The organism is Burkholderia sp. Nafp2/4-1b, assembly GCF_003635165.1.
Taxonomy (GTDB): Bacteria; Pseudomonadota; Gammaproteobacteria; order Burkholderiales; family Burkholderiaceae; genus Burkholderia.
This window is the reverse complement of sequence record NZ_ML058628.1, coordinates 24,753-42,286: the sequence shown is the minus strand read 5'-3', so window position 1 is coordinate 42,286 and position 17,534 is coordinate 24,753. Positions and strand designations below refer to the sequence as shown.

Here is a 17,534-nt window from a genome sequence, read left to right as displayed (position 1 = left end):
TCGCAGCTGGCGCGCCCATCGTCACAGTCGGCCGTGGCGCCGTGCGTTGTCTTCGACAAGCACGAGCAAGCCGTCCAGCGCGTCGATCGGAATCGGCTTCGCGAAATGATCGTGGAAACCGGCGTCCCTGGTTTCGTTGCGGTCGGACGAACGCACATGGCCGGACAGCGCGACGCAGAACGCATCGGGTGCGGCGTCGGTCGCCTTCAGTTCCCGCAGCAGCTCGAAGCCGCTGACGTCCGGCATGCTCAGATCGATCAGCATCAGGTGCGGCGCGAACGCGCGTGCCAGCGGCAACGCTTCGCGCGCGTGGTACGCGACGCGCGTCGTGTGCCCCTTGATCTGCAGCAGGATGGCGAGCGTGTCGGCTGCTTCGCGGTTGTCGTCGACGATCAGCACGCGCAGCGCATGCGCGGTCAATGGCGCCGGCGCTTTCTGGGCGGGATCGACCGCAGGTTCGGGTGGTGCGATCGGCAGCCGTACGGTGAACGACGCCCCCTTGCCGATACCGGCACTGTTGGCCGTGATGTTGCCGCCGTGCAGTTCGACGAACTTCCTGCTGATGGCAAGGCCGAGGCCGAGGCCGCCGGGCGCGTGCCGCTCCGCGGCGTTGTCCTGTTCGAACAGGTTGAAGATCGATTCCTCCGCGCCGGGCACGATCCCGATTCCGCGATCGACGATATCGATCGCAACGGTGTTCCCTTCGGTGCGGACGTGAATCTCGATGCGCTCGTCGTTAGGCGAATACTTCGATGCGTTGTCGAGCAGGTTGTACAGCACCTGCACGAGCCGCACGTCGTCGCCGTGAATCATTACCGGTCCCGGCGGCAGGCGCACGAGAATCTGCTGACCGCGCGCGTCGACCTTCGGCTGAATGCCCTGCACGCTCCGGTACACGATGTCGCGCACGTTCAGCGGCGCTTTCTTCAGCTCGATCTTGTCGGACTTGATGCGCCCGATGTCGAGCAGATCGTCGACGAGGCGAACGAGCTGTTCGATCTGGCGATCGGCGATGTTCTTGCATTGCGTGAGCGCAGGGCCCAGTTCGGACGCCGGCAGGCTGTGAAGAATGCCGATCGTATTGCGCAGCGGCGCGAGCTGGTTGCGCAGTTCGTGCGCGAGCGTCGCGATGAACACGTCGAGCCGCCGCGTGGCCGTTTCGAGCTCCTCGACGCGCTTGCGCTCGGTCATGTCGCGCGTAATCTTGATGAAGCCGCGCAGTTGGTTCGATTCGTCGCGTACGGCCGTGATCGTCACACTCGCCCAGAACCGCGAACCGTCCTTGCGCACGCGCCAGCTCTCGTCCTGGAAGTGCCCGTACGCGGCCGCGGCTTCGAGCGCGTGCGCGGGGAGGCCGGCGGCAATTGCATCGACCGGATAGAAGCGCGAGAAATGGCTGCCGAGGATCTCGTCCATCCGGTAGCCCTTGATCCGCTCCGCGCCCGCATTCCACGTCGCGACGTTGCCGTGCGGGTCGAGCATGAACACCGCGTAGTCGGTGATCGAGGCGACGACCGTCTGGAAGCGGAATTCGGCGTAGCGGTCGAGCAGCGGCTGGTTGTCCGCGGCCGGCTGAAGGTCCGAAAGATTAAGCGGCGGTTGGTCTGGCGTCATCGGGAAACTCGTTCAACGGATCGATTGCGCTGAGGATTCCATGACAGCGCTATGGATTCATGCCCAGTCGGACGGCGACCGGGATAGTGGTGAGCATAGTTGCCGAAAGACGTCGAATCAAAGCCTTCGGCTCGGCATGAGCGTCGAGTCGCGAGTGTGGCCCGTGCGGCGGCATGCGCGTCGCTCGCCAGACGCATCGGCGAGCGCGTATGCAAGGATTCCGGCGGGCGATGCTTGCGCGCCGGCCGTGCGGTGGCGCTGCGACGCGCGGCGCCGTGGCGGTGTTCCCGACGCGGCCGAGCGCATTGCCGGCGCAGGGGAGGCACCGGGCAGACGGCAGCACCGTGGGCCCCGCACGCGACGCACCGGCCGGCGGCCGGGCCGACCGCTAAACCGGCATCGGCGCGCAATCCCGCTTCAGGTGTTCGGGCCGTTGCGGGCGCTGATACAGATAGCCCTGCGCGTACTGGATCCCGACCGCCTGCAGCGCGCGATGCTGCTCTTCCGTCTCCACGCCCTCGGCGATGATCTTCAGGTCGTAGTGGTGGGCGACGGCCGCGATCCCTTCGATCAGCTTGATGTTGCCCGTGTTCAACTGCGAGATGAACTGGCGATCGATCTTCACGTAGTCGAACGGGAAGCGCGACAGCATGTCGAGGTTGCTGTGATGCGTGCCGAAGTCGTCGATCGCGAACTTCGCGCCGGTCGCGCGCAGCGCGGCAAACAGCGCGGTGGTGCGCGCGTTCTTTTCGAGCAGGATGCGCTCGGTCACTTCGAGCACCAGCGTGAAGCCCGGCGGAAGCCCGCGAATCGTCTCCTCGACGATGGACACGAAGCGCGGGCGTTCGAGATCCCTCGGCGCGACGTTGATCGCGATGCGCAGCGGCATCGACGGCGCGACGTCGGCCAGTTCCGACACGGCCGTGCGCAGCACGAATTCGGTAATCTTCGGCAGGATCGTGCTCGATTCGACCTGCGGGACGAACACGGCCGGGCCGATGGCTCCCCATTTCGGATGCTGCCAACGGAGCAGCGCTTCGACGCCGACGGTTCGGCGCGTCTGGACGTCGACGATCGGTTGGTACACGACGTGGAACTCGTTGCGCTTGAGCGCATTGCGCACGGCCTTCAGCAATAGCCGGCGCGGCGCCATCGCGAGCAGGTAGGCCGCCGCGACGAGCCCGTTCACGAGCAGCGCAATCGTCAGGCAGATCATTCGATAGTGCCGCAGCACCTGCGACACGTACTGATCCGACGAGGCCACCGAGACCATGAACGGCCACGCGCGCGAAGCGATCGCGCTGCCCGCGGCCGGGGCCGTACCTGACGCCGGCACATATGCGCCACGTTGGTCGAGGCGGCCCGTGCCATTGACCGCCAGCGTGGCCGTTTCCGCACCGAGGCGAGCGCCGTGCGCGAGCAGGTCGGCCAGATAGTCGCCCTCGACCAGATACAGGACGCCCGATTCGGGCGCGGTCCCGCGAAACGCGGCCAGCACCGGGACGCGATGCTGAAACGGGGTCTGCGGCAGCAGCGTAATGGCCATCGTCCCCGGTTCCGGCGCACGCAGGTAGCTGTCGAGCGCCACGTCGATGGGGCCCAGCGCCGACGAACAGGTGACACGCCCTTCGTTGACCAGCGCAACCGCACGGAGGTAGCGCAGGCGCGTGCCGAGTTCGGCGAGACTTCTGAAGATTGTGGTGCAGGGTTGTCCGACCAGCGCGGTCAATTCGGCTGAATGCCGTGAACGCACCCCCTCGAGTATGTGGTCGACCGAGATCACGATGTCGTTCGCGACGACGCGCTCGTGGCGGGCAATCGACGCATGCCCGAGTCGTTCGGCAATGGCGAGCGCCAGCACGAGCACGACGATGCAGGCGATCAGCGCGAGCGGGAAGACAACGTGCGGCCACGCGCCGCTGCGTTGGAAGGCGGGCTTCGAGTCCTGCGTGGATGCTCCTCGGGTCGCATTTGTTGTTGTGCGCATGGGAATGCAGGTCGAGCCGGTCCATGAGTGCACGCGCAGCATTCTTCGTGCCTGGCCGGGACACGACGATGCGCGCCGATATCGGGACGCAAATCGTTTTTACGCTTGCGACACGCGTGCCGGGGCGTTGCGACGAGGTCACTGGATTCGAAGCGCTACTCACTAACATACATTTATTATGCATGTAAATGGGTATTGCGCACCGAAAAAACCCCCGGCCGCATCGGAATGCGGCCGGGATGGAAGACACCGTCTCTTGGCACGAGGATGGTGCGCGGGAAGTATATGTCGGGACGCTGGATTCCGAAATAATATTATTCAACAAATGGTGTAATTCTGTGATTGATGCTCAACAGGAAACATTTGCGTAGCGCGTCATCTCCGGCGGTCCAGCTCACCGGATCGTCGTCAACGATGTTCGGCGCGTTCGTCGGGGGCGTCTTTGCGATTTTCTGTCGCGCTTCGGAGCGAGGGCGGCCCCGACTCAGAAGTCATTGCGCATCTTGTGGAGCAGTTCGCGCGGCGACTGATGCGTGTCCACCGCGGTGAGCACGTCGGTCAGGAACCACGGCAGATTCAGTTGCGTGTCGGAATCGCCGACGCACACTCGGATCGGTGGGGCTTTCGATGTCGCGTGCGCTGCGTGCGTCGTGCCGGCGGAGGTGGAAGTGGAGGACGGTACGCAGTTTTTCGCCTGCTGCTCGGCCCATCCGGCGGTACCGCCGGCGCCGGAACCGCCCGCGCCGGAACCGGCAAGAGCCGGCAGGCTCGCAGCGGCAAGCACGATCAGGATGGCGAACGGGGCGGCGCGTTTCATGTGATTCTCCGGCGATGCAGCTTCGACACGATCGGCGCACCCGAGTTCGGGGCGCGACGTTGCCGGCTATCGACGTTTCGGTCACGAGAGGCTGCCGCGAGCGTTCGAGTCCATATTCGATACGCCATCGAACCATTGCGCGCGCCATGGCCGCGATGCGCGCCATATCGACAGGAACGACGGCCGCGTGCTGATCGTCATCGACCGGATGCTTCGGCGCGTATGTCGAGAAAACGGAATCGGTCGACTACGGGATCACACGTCGAATCCGTTCGTGCGCGCAGGTGCCCGTGTTCGTGAACGTGTAGCAGTCCGTGCCGAGCTTTGCGATGAATGCCGGCGATCCAGCGCGGCCAGCACCGTCTGCGCGACGTCCGCGGCGGAGGTGCGCGTCGGGCATGTCATCGTGGCTTGAAGCGAGCGGGGCGACGCAGGAAGCGCGTCGTGCCGTCTCCGGGTGGAATCGGCAAGCCCCGAACTGTTGCAAGCAATTTTGACGGCGGAATGTCAGGATTCGGTCGCGCGATTGCCGGCGTGGCGCCGGATCGCGACCGGCCGGCGCGAGCCGGCCCGTATGCAGGTGCTCAGGTCAGTGCACGCCTGCCGATGAAATCGAGCGCACCGTGTCGGTGATGCGCACGCAACGCGACAGGCCGAACGTCTCGGCTTCACGGCGTTCCGGTTCGCTGCTCGCGACGGCGACCGCGCGCTCGGGCGGCACACCCAGCGCCTGCAGCGCGACGTCGAACGGATGCTGATTTGCTATGGAGTCCTGCTGATGGGCGTCGGTCACGACGACCGAGAAGCGGTCGAGGTTTGCGCGGCCGAACTGGCCTTCGAACATGTCGCTGAGCCGGGCGGCCGGCAGCGTCGTGACGAGACCGAGTCGATATCCCTGCTCCGACGCGCTGTCGAGCCACTGGATGATCGCGTCGCGCTGGTGGCGCGACTCGTGCGAATCCGGTGTCGCTTCGATCTGCGCGAATGCGGCGTCGAGACGGGTGACGATGGCTTCGATGACCACGGTGATTCCTCTCCTGAGACGTGAAGATCCGTTCGCGGACGGGAATGCCACACACCTTAGCGTCCACCGGGAAAGTGCGACCAATTAATATTTATATGCGACTCATACGCTTTGGCTAATGAATAGGGCGGCAAGCCAGAGCTGGCGGGGATGCGTGTGATCCGATGTTTTCCGATGATCTGCATCGCATCGATGGGCTTCAATGGGATGCACCAAACGTGCGCACGCGATGAATGCACCGGGTGATTGCAGACGAAAAAACGGCGTATCGGGCGAGGTGTGCCCGATACGCCGTCCCGCGGTGCCGCGGACTCGCGTCGACGATCAATGCAGCTTGATCGACGGCTGGTTGCGGCTTTGCAGCCAGTGGCTCAGCGACTGGAACAGCGCGCGCTTCAGGCCGACCACGCTGAACAGATGCTTGCGGTACAGGAACTTGTACAGGCCGATCGCGGCGAGCCCGTCGACGATCAGCGAGCGCGAACGCACGCCGACATCGGCCTGGTACACGGCGCCGGCGCTGCCGAGGGAAACGACCGTGCCCGCGTCATGGAACCTGAAACCCGCGACAGACTTGCCGGCCAGGCGCCGCGCGAGTGCCTCGCCCAGATACACCGCCTGCTGGTGCGCGACCTGCGCGCGCGGCGGCAGGAACCCGCTCGCGTCGGCCGACGGGCACGCGGCGCAGTCGCCGAACGCATACACATGCGGATCGTCGGGCGTCTGCAGCGTGTCGGTCACGATCACCTGGTTCGACCGGTTGAGCGCGATGTCGCCGAGTTCCCGCAGGATCGCGGGGCCCGCGACGCCGGCCGCCCAGATCGTGATGTCGCTCGCGAGCCGCTCGCCCGTCGCGGTCGTGACTGCACCCGCGCCGACTTCCGCCACACGCGTATCCGTCAGCACGTCGACGCTCAGCGTGCGCAATTGCGCATGCATCTTCGCCGACAGCCTTGCGTCGAGCGCCGGCAGGACGCGCGGGCCGCCTTCGATCAGCCGGATGTGCACGTCGCGCGCCGACACCAGCGCCTTGAAGCGATAAGTCGTCAGCTGCTGGACGGCGTGGCGCAGCGCGGCGGCCAGTTCGACCCCCGTCGCGCCCGCGCCGATCACGTTGATGCAGATCGGTGCTGCGCGCTGCGCGAGCTGTTGCTCGGCCACGTGGTTCGCCTTCGTGCATGCGGCGAGGAACTTGCGGCGGAAATCCTCGGCCTGGTCGAGGTTTTCGAGCGGCAACGCATGGCGCGCGGCGCCCGGCACGTTGAAGAAGTTCGTCACGCTGCCCACTGCGAGCACGAGATCGTCATAGCCGAGCTCGCGTTGCGGCAGGATTTCCGTGCCGTCGGCGTCCTGCACCGCGGCGATCGTCGCCGTGCGGGCTGCGCGGTCGACCCGGTGCAGCGCGCCCTGCACGAAGCGGAAGCCGTGGCGCTTGGCTTGCGCCGCGTATTCGATCGTGTGCGAGGCCGGATCGCGATGGCCGGATGCGGCTTCGTGCAGCAGCGGCTTCCAGAAGTGCGTCGGGTAGCGGTCGACGAGCACGACGTCGGCCTGGCCGCGGCGGCCGACCGTATCGCCGAGACGCGTGGCGAGCTGCAGGCCGCCGGCGCCGCCGCCGACGATCACGATGCGCGGCACGCGCGGTGCGCGGTCCGTTGCAAGGGTAGGCGTGATGTTGTCCATGTTGTGGCTCCCGCTGATGACGATTCGGATGACATTGCTCAAGAACCGACGATATAGTTTTGAACCTACGCGAACAATTTAATGTTTATAAGCGACTCATATGTATTCACTTATAGGAAAGACCGCGACGTTCCGGCAGTTGAAGGCGCTGGACATGATCGCGCGGCTCGGCAGCGTGTCGCGCGCCGCCGAGGAGCTGAACCTGACCCAGCCGGCCGTGTCGCTGCAGGTGCGCCTGCTCGAGGAGGCGGTGGGCGCCGCGCTGCTGCAGCGAGTCGGGCGCGGCGTGCAACTGACCGCGGCCGGTGAAATCGTGGCGCGCTATGCGCGCGAGATCCTGCATCTGTGGAGCGAGGCCGGCGACGAGGTGGCCGCGCTGACCGGCGATCTCGGCGGCACGCTGCGGATCGGTGCGATCACGACGGCCGAGTACCTGATCCCGCCGCTGCTGGTGAAATTCACCGCGACGCGGCCGCACGTGAAGACGTATTTCAAGGTCGGCAATCGCGACGACATCATCCGCATGCTCGCCACGCATGAAATCGATCTCGCGGTGATGGGCAGCGCGCCGAAGGAGTTGCGCACGCATGCGGTCGAGTTCGCGAAGCATCCGATGGTGTTCGTCGCGGCGCCCGGTCATCCGCTGATGCAGCGCAAGCGTATCGCGCTGAGGGATCTCGAATCCGCGCACCTGCTCGTGCGCGAACGCGGGGCCGGTACGCGCTCCACCGTCGAGAGCCTGTTCAAGACCGCGGGCCACCGCTTCCATGTGGGTTCCGAGCTGTCGAGCAACGAGGCGATCAAGCAGATGGCCGAAGCGGGGCTCGGCGTCGCATTCCTGTCGTTGCACGCGTGTGCACTCGAGCTTCGCACGGGGCTGCTCGGGCAATTGCCGTTTCCGGGCAATCCGATCGTGCGCGAGTGGTACGTGATCACGCTTGCCGACCGGCGCATCTCGCAGGTGACCGGGCTGTTTCGCGACTTCCTGATCAAGCAGGGCGCGCCGGTGATCGACGGCGCGACGGCCGCGCCGCACGAGCGGCGGCGCAAGTAGGCGCAAGCAGGCGTACGAGGGGGATGCGGACGGATGCGGGCGGATCGGCGGTCAAACGACGCCGAAGTCGTCGTTGCTGTCCGGAATCGACGCGAGCAGCCGTTCGAGCCGGTACCAGCCGATCATGCGCAGGCATCGTGCGGCGAGCGCCGCCCGGACGCGGCCCGAACGGGAACGGGTGAGCGGGCGCGAGGTGGCACGTGTGGCGTGGGTGGCACTGGGCGGCGGCGGCGCGGCGAACGCCCCGCGAGGCGGGCAGCAATCGGGCATGACGGGCTCCGTAGGTGTCGGATGAAGCGATCGTAGGCGTGTCGGAGGCCGCTGGCGCGCACGCACGGATCGGCTTGAGCAGAAACGGATGATCTTTTTCAGCGTGTCGCGGGAGCGCGCGTTCAGGCCCGGCAGGCGCCCCGAAAAAGCGTCACAATGCGCGTTCGACACCCGATCTGGTGGAGGGGAACCATGAGCGATCCGATTCTCGCCGCGCCGACCGACAACGGCGTGCCAGTCAGCTTGCGCTCCAGCCGCGGGCTTGGCTGGCACGGCTTCGGTGCGTCGCTGCTGGAGATTCGCGCGGGCACCTACCGGATTCCGGCCGCCGAGCATCACCGCATCGGCGTGCATATCGGCTCGCCCGTGCGTGCCGATTGCGTGTGCGATGGCGAACGCGTGTCGCGCATCCAGGCGCACGGCGACGTCGATGTGGTTCCCGCCGGCCTGCCGGGCCAGTGGACCGACAGCGCCGATTGCCGGATCCTCCACATCGCGCTCAGCGACGCGTTCGTGCGGCGCACGTGCGATCAGCTCGAACTGAAGCCGTCGCAGGCGCAGATTCGCCGGCGGCTGCAGGTGCGCGATCCGCGCCTGCAGCACATCGCGTGGGCGCTGGCCGCCGAACTCGAAGCGGAAGACGCATCCGATCCGCTCTATGCAGAGAGCTTGTGTACGGCGCTCGTCGCGCGGCTCGTCGGCAGCCAGCCGGCGTTCCGCGAGCGCGGGCGGACGCTTGCACCGAAAGCGGCGGCGCGCGTGATCGACTATGTCGAGGCGAACCTCGAGCGGCGGATGACGCTCGCCGAACTCGCGGCACTCGTGTCGATCAGCGTGCCGCATTTCAAGGTGCTGTTTCGCGAGACGCTCGGGATGCCGGTGCATCAATACGTGGTGCGACGCCGCGTCGAGCGAGCGAAGGCGTTGTTGCTCGAGGGGCGGCTCAGCATCAGCCAGATCGCGCTCGAAGCCGGGTTTGCGCATCAGAGCCACATGGCGAACTGGATGAACCGCGTGCTCGGCGCGACGCCGACGGAGATCGCGCGGTCGGGTGCGCGCGGCGGGCTCCGGCTCGCTTATGACGGCGACGAGCGTTGATCGATCGCCGTGCCGAAAGAGTGCTCCGCGCGGGCTGATGGTCGGAGAGGCCACAGCCCGCCGGGTGCGAGCAATGCGGGTGCGAGCGTTGCCGGTCGGTCAGCGGAAGCTGGCCAGGCTCCAACGTAATCGTCCAGCCGCCACTTGGACAATGGCCAGGGCGGCCCACGCGGCGGCGAAGCCGGGCAATCGCCTAATCCATCATCCGTTTCTGTCCTGATCATCCATCCGTGCGCGTCGCGTTGGCGTCGAGCGCCGACAATCACCTCACCTTCATCCCCGGGAGCGGATCGTGTTCGTGATTTTCGGAGCATCAGGCAATGTCGGCTTGTCGACCGTGACGACCCTGCGCCACGCAGGGCATCCCGTGCGCGCGGTGCTGCGCGACGCACGCCAGCGTGAACGCTTCGCGCAACTCGGCTGTGATGTGGCGCTCGCCGACCTGACCGACGCGCGCGCGGTCGCCGCGGCGCTCGATGGTGCACACGCCGTGCAGATGCTGTGTCCGGTGCCCGTCGCCGACAGCGACCCGGCCGCGACCATGGAGCGGACGATCGATATCGTGACCGGCGCGCTCGCCGCCAATCCGCCACCGGCGCTGCTCGCGCTGTCGGACTACGGCGCGGAGCGCGACGGCAACACGGGTATCACGCGGCTCTTTCATCATCTGGAAGAAAAGCTGAGGGCGGTGCCGACGCAACTCACGTTGCTGCGTTCCGCTGAACACCTGCAGAACTGGGCGCGTGTCTTGCCGGTTGCGCGCGCAACCGGCGTGCTGCCAAGTTTTCACCATCCGGTCGACAAGGTGTTTCCGACGGTGTGGGCGCCCGATGTGGGTGTCGCGGCGGCGCGGTTGCTGCTGGAGCCGACCGAGTTCGGGAACGGGCCGCGTATCGTCAGCATCGAAGGGCCGCGGCGCGTGAGCGTGCGGGACATCGCCGATATGCTCGGCACGGTGGCTGATCGCGAGATCGTCGCGCGTGAACTGCCGCGCGACGCGTGGACTGCGACGCTGCTGCGCGCAGGGCTCAGCGAACGTCATGCGCAATTGATCGTCGATCTGTACGACGTGCACAACGCGGGGCAGATCGATGTGGAGGCTGGTGTGTCGGAGCGGGTGTTCGGGACTACGACAGCGGAGGAGGCGCTCGCTGCGTTGGTGCGTGCGCATGCGGCGCCGGCGTGATGCAGGCGGGTGGCACGTCGCGCTGGACGAGAAACGCGACTAGTTCAGGATCGCAATCGCGCCGACCGGGTGGACCGTGGCGCGATGTACGGGAGTGTTCGTGCCAGAATCGGTCAATCTTTTCGAGCGCCCCTATTCCAATCTATCCGTCCGGTCCCATTGTGCGAGGAGCTCAACCGGAATCGCGTTGACGATCTCGACGTAGCGTTTGCCAGCCAACAGCTCGGCCCGCTTCAGTAATACCGGGATCGGACTGCTTGGTTCATTCGTTTCGAACCACTGGCGCGCTGTACTGATCAGCGTCAGCGCCGCCTGGCGGTTCATCTGCACGGGTTCGGTACGGGCGGCGGTGGGTGCATTGGCGTCCGGACCAAGTTTGTGATCCGGAGGAATCGAGGCGGGTTCTCCACCGGGCTGGACACCGTCTGCATTCAGGCTGTCAAGATCATCAACGAGAACGGGGGCGGCGTTCGCTGATGCTGCGACGTGTGTACCCGCGACATTCAGCAGTTGCAGCAAGCGAGTCAGTGGCGAAAGATCGGGCAGACACGTGTCGAGATGCGTCGTCCCCCACATGTCGATCACGGCAAGATTCGAGATCGTTTCGTCGAACGCGCTCATCATTTCTGGCTGTTGGGTGCGCAGATCGCGCAACTGTTGGGTCACCGAATCCGGGGCGAGTGCGTCCGGGGATCGCGGATGGGCGAAAGCGCGCTCGACATCCCGCATCTGCAGGCGCGTGGCGGTCGACTTCATCAGCACGATCTCGCGGACGTCGGCCAGCAACCCGTCGGGATCCGCCAGCGCTTGCAGGGCGTTCATACGCATTTCCAATGCGGCGCCGCGATCGTCGTCCATGCCTGCCTGCGGATGAACGCTGTCAGGAAATGCCTGCAGCCATGCCGCGATCACCCCGGTTCCTTCCGCCAAGCCCGACGGACCGCCAAGGCGCGTGCGACAGCGGGCGTAGAGCACCGCGACACGTATGTCCTTCGTCCGCAGCATCAACCTGCGGCAGTTGCGCTCGAGCTCGTTCCAGTTGAGCGGTTCAGGCGATCCGACAAACGCGCCGTATTGCACGTCCGGCCTGGACGTTGCGTTGGCGAAAAGCATCACGAAATCGTGGTCATACTCGAGATCCAGGCCGCACGGTGCGTCGTCGCTTACCGGCGTCAGCCAGTCGAAGCGCGAGGTATCGGTCGCGGAGGGACGGCTCGGCTTCTCAAGTATGGCCCTTTGCCTCTTGCTCATGGTCGATCAGTTCCGGGGTTTGTCGGGCGGCGATCGAAATGACGCGCGTAACGTTCGGGTTCGAACCGCATGCCGGTAATGGGTTTGCGCTGATCCGGGCGGCCAAGCCATCCGGACCAGCCCATGCGTTGCTGGCCGCCCATTACCGCCGGCGGTGCACTCTCGGGCTTGATACGCAACTCGAGTTCCCATTCCATCTCGTAGCCGACGAACGTGCGCACCCATTCGACCAGCTGTGGCAGATCCTCGCCCTGAGGCGTGAAGCGCAGATAGGCGTCGAGATCCAGCGGACCGATGACGATTCGAAAACGGTGCTGACGATCCGGCGCGACGCGTCCGAGCATGGCGCCTTGTCCCATCGTCGCGGCAGCGCCCGCGCGACCCATGCGGCCGCGATCGGCCGGGTCGATTTCGATCCAGTGGAACACGTTCTCTTCCAGCGACACCGGCACGCCGAAGTAGCGTTCGAGCGTCGCGCGCAGACCGTCCGGATTGCGCGATTCGCGTACGAGATGTGCTGCGGCGGCGAGGCGCGCGTGTGAGGGCAGCGGGCGCCGGGCAATTTCGCCGACGTCCAGTCCCGCGAGGCTCGCGATGTAGAACGAAAAGCGCTCGTCGTGCGCTCGATCGAGTCCGGCGGTTGATTGAGCTGACGCCCACGCGCGATAGAACAGCGTGAAGTAGCGATGATGGAAGATGTCGAAAAAATCGACGGTTGTCGTGTCGCGCCGGCTGTCTTCGCGATCCTTCGCGATCTCGGTGAAGTGGATCGGTAGCGGACCATTGGGACCGAGCATCCCGAGACCGAAAAGCCGCACCTTCAACCGTCCCGCGGCGTGTTCCGCGCTTGCGACTTCTCGAGGGGCAAAAGCGAGGCTCGGTTGCTGGCCGAGCCGGAGGGGTTCCGAGCCTGGCCGGCGTGCCGTGCCGATCGGATCGATGGCGGGGTTCGCACCGACGCGGCGCAAGAGCGACAGAAACCCGAACCGCCATGGCTCGGCCTGCAGGCGTTCGAGCTGCTCGGGCGACAGCGTGCTGTCGCGCAACAGCGCGGGCAGCGTGGCGCGCTTCATCACAGCACTCCGCGTGTGCCTGTGCGCACCGGCCAGCGGGCGATGCGGCCTCGCTGCATTGAATGCAGTTCGGTTTGCGTAAAGCTGTTGATGGACACGTGCCGCGCGAGCCAATGTTCAAGGATCACGCCGAACAGATAGGGGCTCACGCCCGAGAAATCGGTCTCGTCGACGGTCAGAGTGCACTCGATACCGCGCCCGAATGTCATTGGACCACTCCCGGGCAGCTTGCGTGTCACCGGGCGCGTCTTCACGCCGACGAGGCTTTCGACTTGCCTGCCTTGTCTGGATTCACCGCCCGCGACATAAAGGCGAAGCAGATCGCGCAGCCCTTGGCCCCCTTCACGATGATCGAAATCGTCGAGGGGCAGATAGTTGAAATTGAGCTGGCGGATCAGGCGCCATGCCAATTCCCGCTCGGCATACGGCGGCAGCGGCGGGCTGGGCGCGCGGATTAGGCCGACGCTTTCAACCGGCGCGGATTCGGCCGTGTCCAGGTCGTCGATTCCGTTGCGCGGCACGAGCGTGGCGAGATCGCGGTTTGTCAGTAGCGCGTCGACTGACAGGTAGCGGATGTTTTCGTGATAAGGCGCCTCGTTCTGATCGACGAGGGACAGAAATACTTCCGTGCCGAGGTAAGGCGTGCGCGTACCGTAACGACGAGCGGAATCGGACACGAGACGCCGTTCGCGTCTCGCCGAAAAGTACCGGCCGTGATTGCCTTCGTCGTTGTTCAGCGTTTGATAGAGCGGGCGGAACGTGAGTTCGTCGGACGTTGCCGCCACGCGGCCGTGCACCGCCTTCACCGAAAAGACCTCGTAGTCGAGCGGTGCGAGCCGCGTCGGTACCAGATGAAACTCGGTTTCCCGCGGCGTGATCTCGATCCGGTCGGTATGCTTGCTGAAGAGATTGATGATGGGAGTACAGAACAGTGCGAAGCGTGAGGCGTCGACGAGGTTTGCCAGTTGAGCCGGTGAGCGGTCGAGCAGCACGACCACCTCGACTTCGCGGCCGTGTACCGTCGAAAAACCTTCGGTAAGCCCGTTCAGCGCAAAGAACCAGAATCGGGCGGGGCACGCGAAATACTCGTGCAACAGGTTATGCCCATGGAACTTCGTCCATGTGAGGGGCAGCAGGTTCTGGTCGGTGCGCAGCCCTTCATGCTCGAGTGCGTGACGCGTCACGGCGGCGAGCGGACGCCCCGGCATGCCGAACTCGCCTGGGGCGCCAATCACGGACGCGACGGCGCCGGCATGCAGCAATTCGAACAGGTGCGATGCAACCTGCTCGTCACCAGCAAGGTAGACGGGAAGTCGATCGAGCGCCTTCAGGTCGGAAATCCGGACGTCACCGGTCGTCGCGAGGCGTAGTCGCAATGCGCCGCGCACCTGCGTATCGGGCGGCACGTAGCGTTCGAGGCCGGCGATGTCCGGCGGAACGCCCGTCAAGCGGGCCTCGGTGATCGTCAGCGGCCACAGCGTCACGTCTTGTCCGCTCGTGAATCGGCACCCCGTTCTCTCGCCGTCGGGAATGCGGGCAGTAAACGCGGTGCCTCGCGCGATTCGATATCCGTTGGCGAGGTTGCCTTCCGTTCCACCGGGGTGCAGGCGTGCGACGGCAATCGATGGCGTGGGAGCGACGTAGTTCGGGTAAATGACTTCGAGCAACCGTTCGGTAAAGCGCGGGAATTCCGCATCGAGCTTGAGCTGCATGCGAGCGGCCATGAAGCTGAACGATTCGATCAGACGCTCGACGTAGGGGTCTGCCACTTCGCCCGCCTGCATGCCTAGTCGGCGGGCGACTTTCGGGTGTGCATGCGCGAATTCAGCCGCGAGCTCGCGCATGTAGATGAGTTCCTGGTTGTAGTAGTCGAGCAGTCGCGGGTCCATCGGATTGGTCTCGTTATCGTTGGGGCGTACCGCGCTTAAGTCGTGCGCATGCCGGTGATGCGAATCTCGCTGGTCTCGAGATCCAGCGAACTCTGCACCATGAATTCAAGTGGGTACGGATCCATGTGAATCAGGCCGCTGACTTCGAACGCGAGGACGTTGTGAGGCTCGCCGCCGTCGCTGCTGCCGGGGCGCGGAGCCACCACGAGAGAATCCGGAATCAGCCGCGGCTCGAAATCGATGATGGCCCGCCGAATCGTCTGCTCGACGTCGTTCCAGTGACGTGACGCGATGAAGGTGCCCGCAAGGGGCGGCACGCCGAAGTTAAGGGTCGACGCAGCGACTTGTGGGTGGCGGCTCCGATCGATCAGATCCTCGGTGCTCGTCGTGTTGAGCAGGTATGCGAGATCGCGCTGCACGATGTCGCGCATTTGCTTTCTGGTGACCGTGTACTCCTCTGGCGCTTCCGTGCTTCGGTGCGGTGCATCGTCACGCAGGCGGTCGAGCAAGGTCGGCATCAGATGCGTATTGGCTCGCCGTGGCGTGCGGACGGCGAACGAGTCCGCCGCCCGAGACATTTTCCTGCGCTCACTCATCAATCGGCTCTACGACGGTGGTGCTGCTTCCGATACCTGCGCCGAACGCCGCGGCGGCCAGTTCGAACAGCCCGAAGTCTCCTCGATCCGTTGCCCAGGTCTTTTGCCCAAGCGCCGTGACGCCGGTTCGGCCGTGCTCCCGCCAGGTGGTTTCGCGTCCGATGCGAACGGCATCGCTGCCAGCCTCCGAACCAGGATATCGAGCGGGCATGAAGCCATGAGTGATGGCGCCGTCGCAAAGCGTGAACGTGCAAGGTGCCCAAACCAGATCGACGACCTTCGTCGGCGGCGACACCTGCCACGACGCCAGATCGGCGATCGGAATCCAGCGATAGTGCCCGGCCACGATAATTTCGCAGACGGGGCCGAAACGGGAATCGCTATCGACAATCCAGGCCACCGCGCCCTGCGGGGTGCGCGCCGCGATGGTGGGAGCGGCATCGAGGGCCGCTTCTCGCGCGTCGTCAGCTGCGGTGATCCGTCCCGAGGCGGCCAGGTGCAGTGCATTCAGCACTCCGTCGATCCATGCCGGCTGCTCGAATACGAAACCCGGACGCTCGTGCCCCTCGACCACCTGCGTGCGCCTGCCTTCGGCGCGAATCAGGTCGCGATAGACCAGCGCGGTTGCCGTGTGCTCCGGTTCGAGCATGGCCCATGTCTGCAACTGCTGGATCGCCCGCGCCCATTCGCCCGTGACACACAACAACTGGAACAGCGCCCACCGATGAGACGCGATGATCGGCTGCATGCGCAGGCGCGCGGAGACCTGTTCGATCTGTTCGCTCAGGGGCGCCTCGTCCAAACGAACGAGAGTGGGCGGGGCGGAAGCGGTAAGCCGGGTCAATCTTCATCCTTGCGCAAGGGCGCGGACAGCGGGCTATCTATGGTCAACGAGTGGTGTTCGCGTCGTGTGAGCGCGGGGGGATGCTGTGCGGCTGCCGCTTGAAAATCGGAAGGGGCAAACAGATGCAGGATCTCCGGAACGGGCTCATCGTCCAGCATTGGAGCGGAGTGCTCATCCAGTCGCTCGAACACGTCCTCGAGCGTGCGATCACCAAGGAGCAGCGCTTCGATCGAATCGTGACCGCGACTTGCATCTGTGCAGTCGTGCGAATCGGGCACGACCGTGCGCGTGGCCGGCTCTGCCACTCCTGCGGTTGACGCCCATTCCACGGTAACGGTGGCGTGGGGATCGGCCAGCGCCCGCCAATACTGTGCGTGCAAAGTACCGATCAGCACGTCGGCGCTGTCGGGGGTGCCAAGGGAAGTGCGAGACGAAGGATCCGACTGTCGCGCGACGTGCTCCATACCGCGGATGCCGAGTTGGTCGAGCAGGTCGTCGGCACACGGTGACGCGGACGAATCATCGGCTGGAACGGTGGAGGTACCAGCAACAGCAAGGCCGGTCCACGCATGACTTGTGCCGCGCGGGAGCCCGGTGTGCGAGACGTCCGATTGGCGGCGCCACGGCAGGCGAAGGAAACGCATCTGGCTGTCCAATGACGAGAAGTCCGCATTTTAACCACGAGATTCAGTCTGTCGTTTATTGAGATGAAAATATTCGAGCGAATGAGGCTCGTTGAAATTTTTTTGAGATGGAATCTGAAATGTAAAAGAAAGTCACAAATCAATTTAATGCTTTTGAAATCAAAAAATTATCGACTGATCGGCGAGCGTTGACTCGTACGAAAACAAATTTATCTCAAAATAACAAGGGCTTGTGCGCGTGTGTTGCGGATGATCGGTTGGGCAAAAATCGGGAGCCGGGCCCGGCGTTGCGGATCGGATGGCTGGGGTTTTTCAAGAGAGGGTTATGCGGTGTTCTTGTGAAATATTGCTGAGTTGACGCATTGACGGAAGTTGTAATTCGTGCCGATAATGCGGCTCCGATTCGGATGGCCAGTTGAATCGAATTGAAGAGAGAGGGCGTGCACCAGTGCTTCCGGGGGGCACCTGGAATCCGGTCTGTATAGCAGTCCTGAAATATTCTGC

Annotated in this window: 15 protein-coding genes; 3 read left to right on the top strand and 12 right to left on the bottom strand. The window is 64.8% G+C overall.

Features of this window, described 5'->3' with window-relative positions; genetic code table 11:
* Positions 1 to 21: 21 nt before the first annotated feature.
* The 5 genes from C7H84_RS32300 to C7H84_RS32275 all read right to left on the bottom strand — a co-directional run bounded on the left by C7H84_RS32300 (position 22) and on the right by C7H84_RS32275 (position 7,125).
* The gene (locus tag C7H84_RS32300) at positions 22 to 1,614 is read right to left on the bottom strand and encodes an ATP-binding protein (RefSeq protein WP_121862611.1); all 1,593 of its coding nucleotides are present in this window, start codon (positions 1,612 to 1,614) and stop codon (positions 22 to 24) included.
* Between the two features lie 388 nt (positions 1,615 to 2,002).
* Positions 2,003 to 3,643: an EAL domain-containing protein gene (locus C7H84_RS32295; RefSeq protein WP_121862610.1), complete on the bottom strand. Its 1,641-nt coding sequence runs from the start codon at positions 3,641 to 3,643 to the stop codon at positions 2,003 to 2,005.
* Between the two features lie 442 nt (positions 3,644 to 4,085).
* Positions 4,086 to 4,418, bottom strand: a complete 333-nt coding sequence (locus C7H84_RS32290) for a hypothetical protein (protein ID WP_121862609.1) — start codon at positions 4,416 to 4,418, stop codon at positions 4,086 to 4,088.
* 589 nt (positions 4,419 to 5,007) lie between these two features.
* The gene (locus C7H84_RS32280) at positions 5,008 to 5,442 is read right to left on the bottom strand and encodes a phosphatase (RefSeq protein WP_121862608.1); all 435 of its coding nucleotides are present in this window, start codon (positions 5,440 to 5,442) and stop codon (positions 5,008 to 5,010) included.
* A 324-nt stretch (positions 5,443 to 5,766) separates the two neighbouring features.
* The gene (locus tag C7H84_RS32275) at positions 5,767 to 7,125 is read right to left on the bottom strand and encodes an NAD(P)/FAD-dependent oxidoreductase (protein WP_121862607.1); all 1,359 of its coding nucleotides are present in this window, start codon (positions 7,123 to 7,125) and stop codon (positions 5,767 to 5,769) included.
* A 100-nt stretch (positions 7,126 to 7,225) separates the two neighbouring features.
* Between C7H84_RS32275 and C7H84_RS32270 the strand changes: the two genes are divergently transcribed.
* A complete protein-coding gene (locus tag C7H84_RS32270; RefSeq protein WP_121862606.1) occupies positions 7,226 to 8,179 on the top strand; it encodes a LysR family transcriptional regulator in 954 nt (317 codons plus the stop codon).
* Positions 8,180 to 8,230: 51 nt separating this feature from the next.
* Here C7H84_RS32270 and C7H84_RS32265 read toward each other — a convergent pair whose 3' ends face one another.
* Positions 8,231 to 8,449: a hypothetical protein gene (locus C7H84_RS32265; protein ID WP_121862605.1), complete on the bottom strand. Its 219-nt coding sequence runs from the start codon at positions 8,447 to 8,449 to the stop codon at positions 8,231 to 8,233.
* 192 nt (positions 8,450 to 8,641) lie between these two features.
* Here C7H84_RS32265 and C7H84_RS32260 point away from each other — a divergent pair, with 192 nt between their 5' ends.
* A complete protein-coding gene (locus tag C7H84_RS32260) occupies positions 8,642 to 9,547 on the top strand; it encodes an AraC family transcriptional regulator (protein ID WP_121862604.1) in 906 nt (301 codons plus the stop codon).
* 292 nt (positions 9,548 to 9,839) lie between these two features.
* Positions 9,840 to 10,733 carry an NAD(P)H-binding protein gene (locus tag C7H84_RS32255; RefSeq protein ID WP_121862603.1) on the top strand — a complete coding sequence of 298 codons (894 nt, stop codon included), beginning with the start codon at positions 9,840 to 9,842 and terminating at the stop codon, positions 10,731 to 10,733.
* A gap of 132 nt (positions 10,734 to 10,865) precedes the next feature.
* Here the strand turns inward: C7H84_RS32255 and C7H84_RS32250 are convergent, their stop codons facing one another.
* The 6 genes from C7H84_RS32250 to C7H84_RS32225 form a co-directional block, all read right to left on the bottom strand.
* Positions 10,866 to 11,984: a type VI secretion system ImpA family N-terminal domain-containing protein gene (locus C7H84_RS32250; protein ID WP_121862602.1), complete on the bottom strand. Its 1,119-nt coding sequence runs from the start codon at positions 11,982 to 11,984 to the stop codon at positions 10,866 to 10,868.
* Complete coding sequence (gene tssG / locus C7H84_RS32245) at positions 11,981 to 13,057, bottom strand: type VI secretion system baseplate subunit TssG (RefSeq protein ID WP_121862601.1); 1,077 nt, start codon at positions 13,055 to 13,057, stop codon at positions 11,981 to 11,983. Before tssG ends, C7H84_RS32250 begins: the two co-directional genes overlap by 4 nt.
* Positions 13,057 to 14,946 (bottom strand): type VI secretion system baseplate subunit TssF, encoded by a 1,890-nt coding sequence (tssF, locus tag C7H84_RS32240; protein WP_121862600.1) that lies wholly within the window; start codon positions 14,944 to 14,946, stop codon positions 13,057 to 13,059. Before tssF ends, tssG begins: the two co-directional genes overlap by 1 nt.
* 35 nt (positions 14,947 to 14,981) lie before the next feature.
* Positions 14,982 to 15,464, bottom strand: coding sequence for a type VI secretion system baseplate subunit TssE (gene tssE, locus C7H84_RS32235; protein ID WP_121862599.1), 483 nt, complete (start codon positions 15,462 to 15,464; stop codon positions 14,982 to 14,984).
* Positions 15,465 to 15,534: 70 nt separating this feature from the next.
* On the bottom strand, positions 15,535 to 16,386 hold the full coding sequence (locus C7H84_RS32230; RefSeq protein WP_121862598.1) for a type VI secretion system accessory protein TagJ: 852 nt from the start codon (positions 16,384 to 16,386) through the stop codon (positions 15,535 to 15,537).
* Complete coding sequence (locus C7H84_RS32225) at positions 16,383 to 17,030, bottom strand: TagK domain-containing protein (protein ID WP_162999433.1); 648 nt, start codon at positions 17,028 to 17,030, stop codon at positions 16,383 to 16,385. The genes C7H84_RS32230 and C7H84_RS32225 overlap by 4 nt, the downstream gene beginning before the upstream one ends.
* Between the last annotated feature and the right edge of the window lie 504 nt (positions 17,031 to 17,534).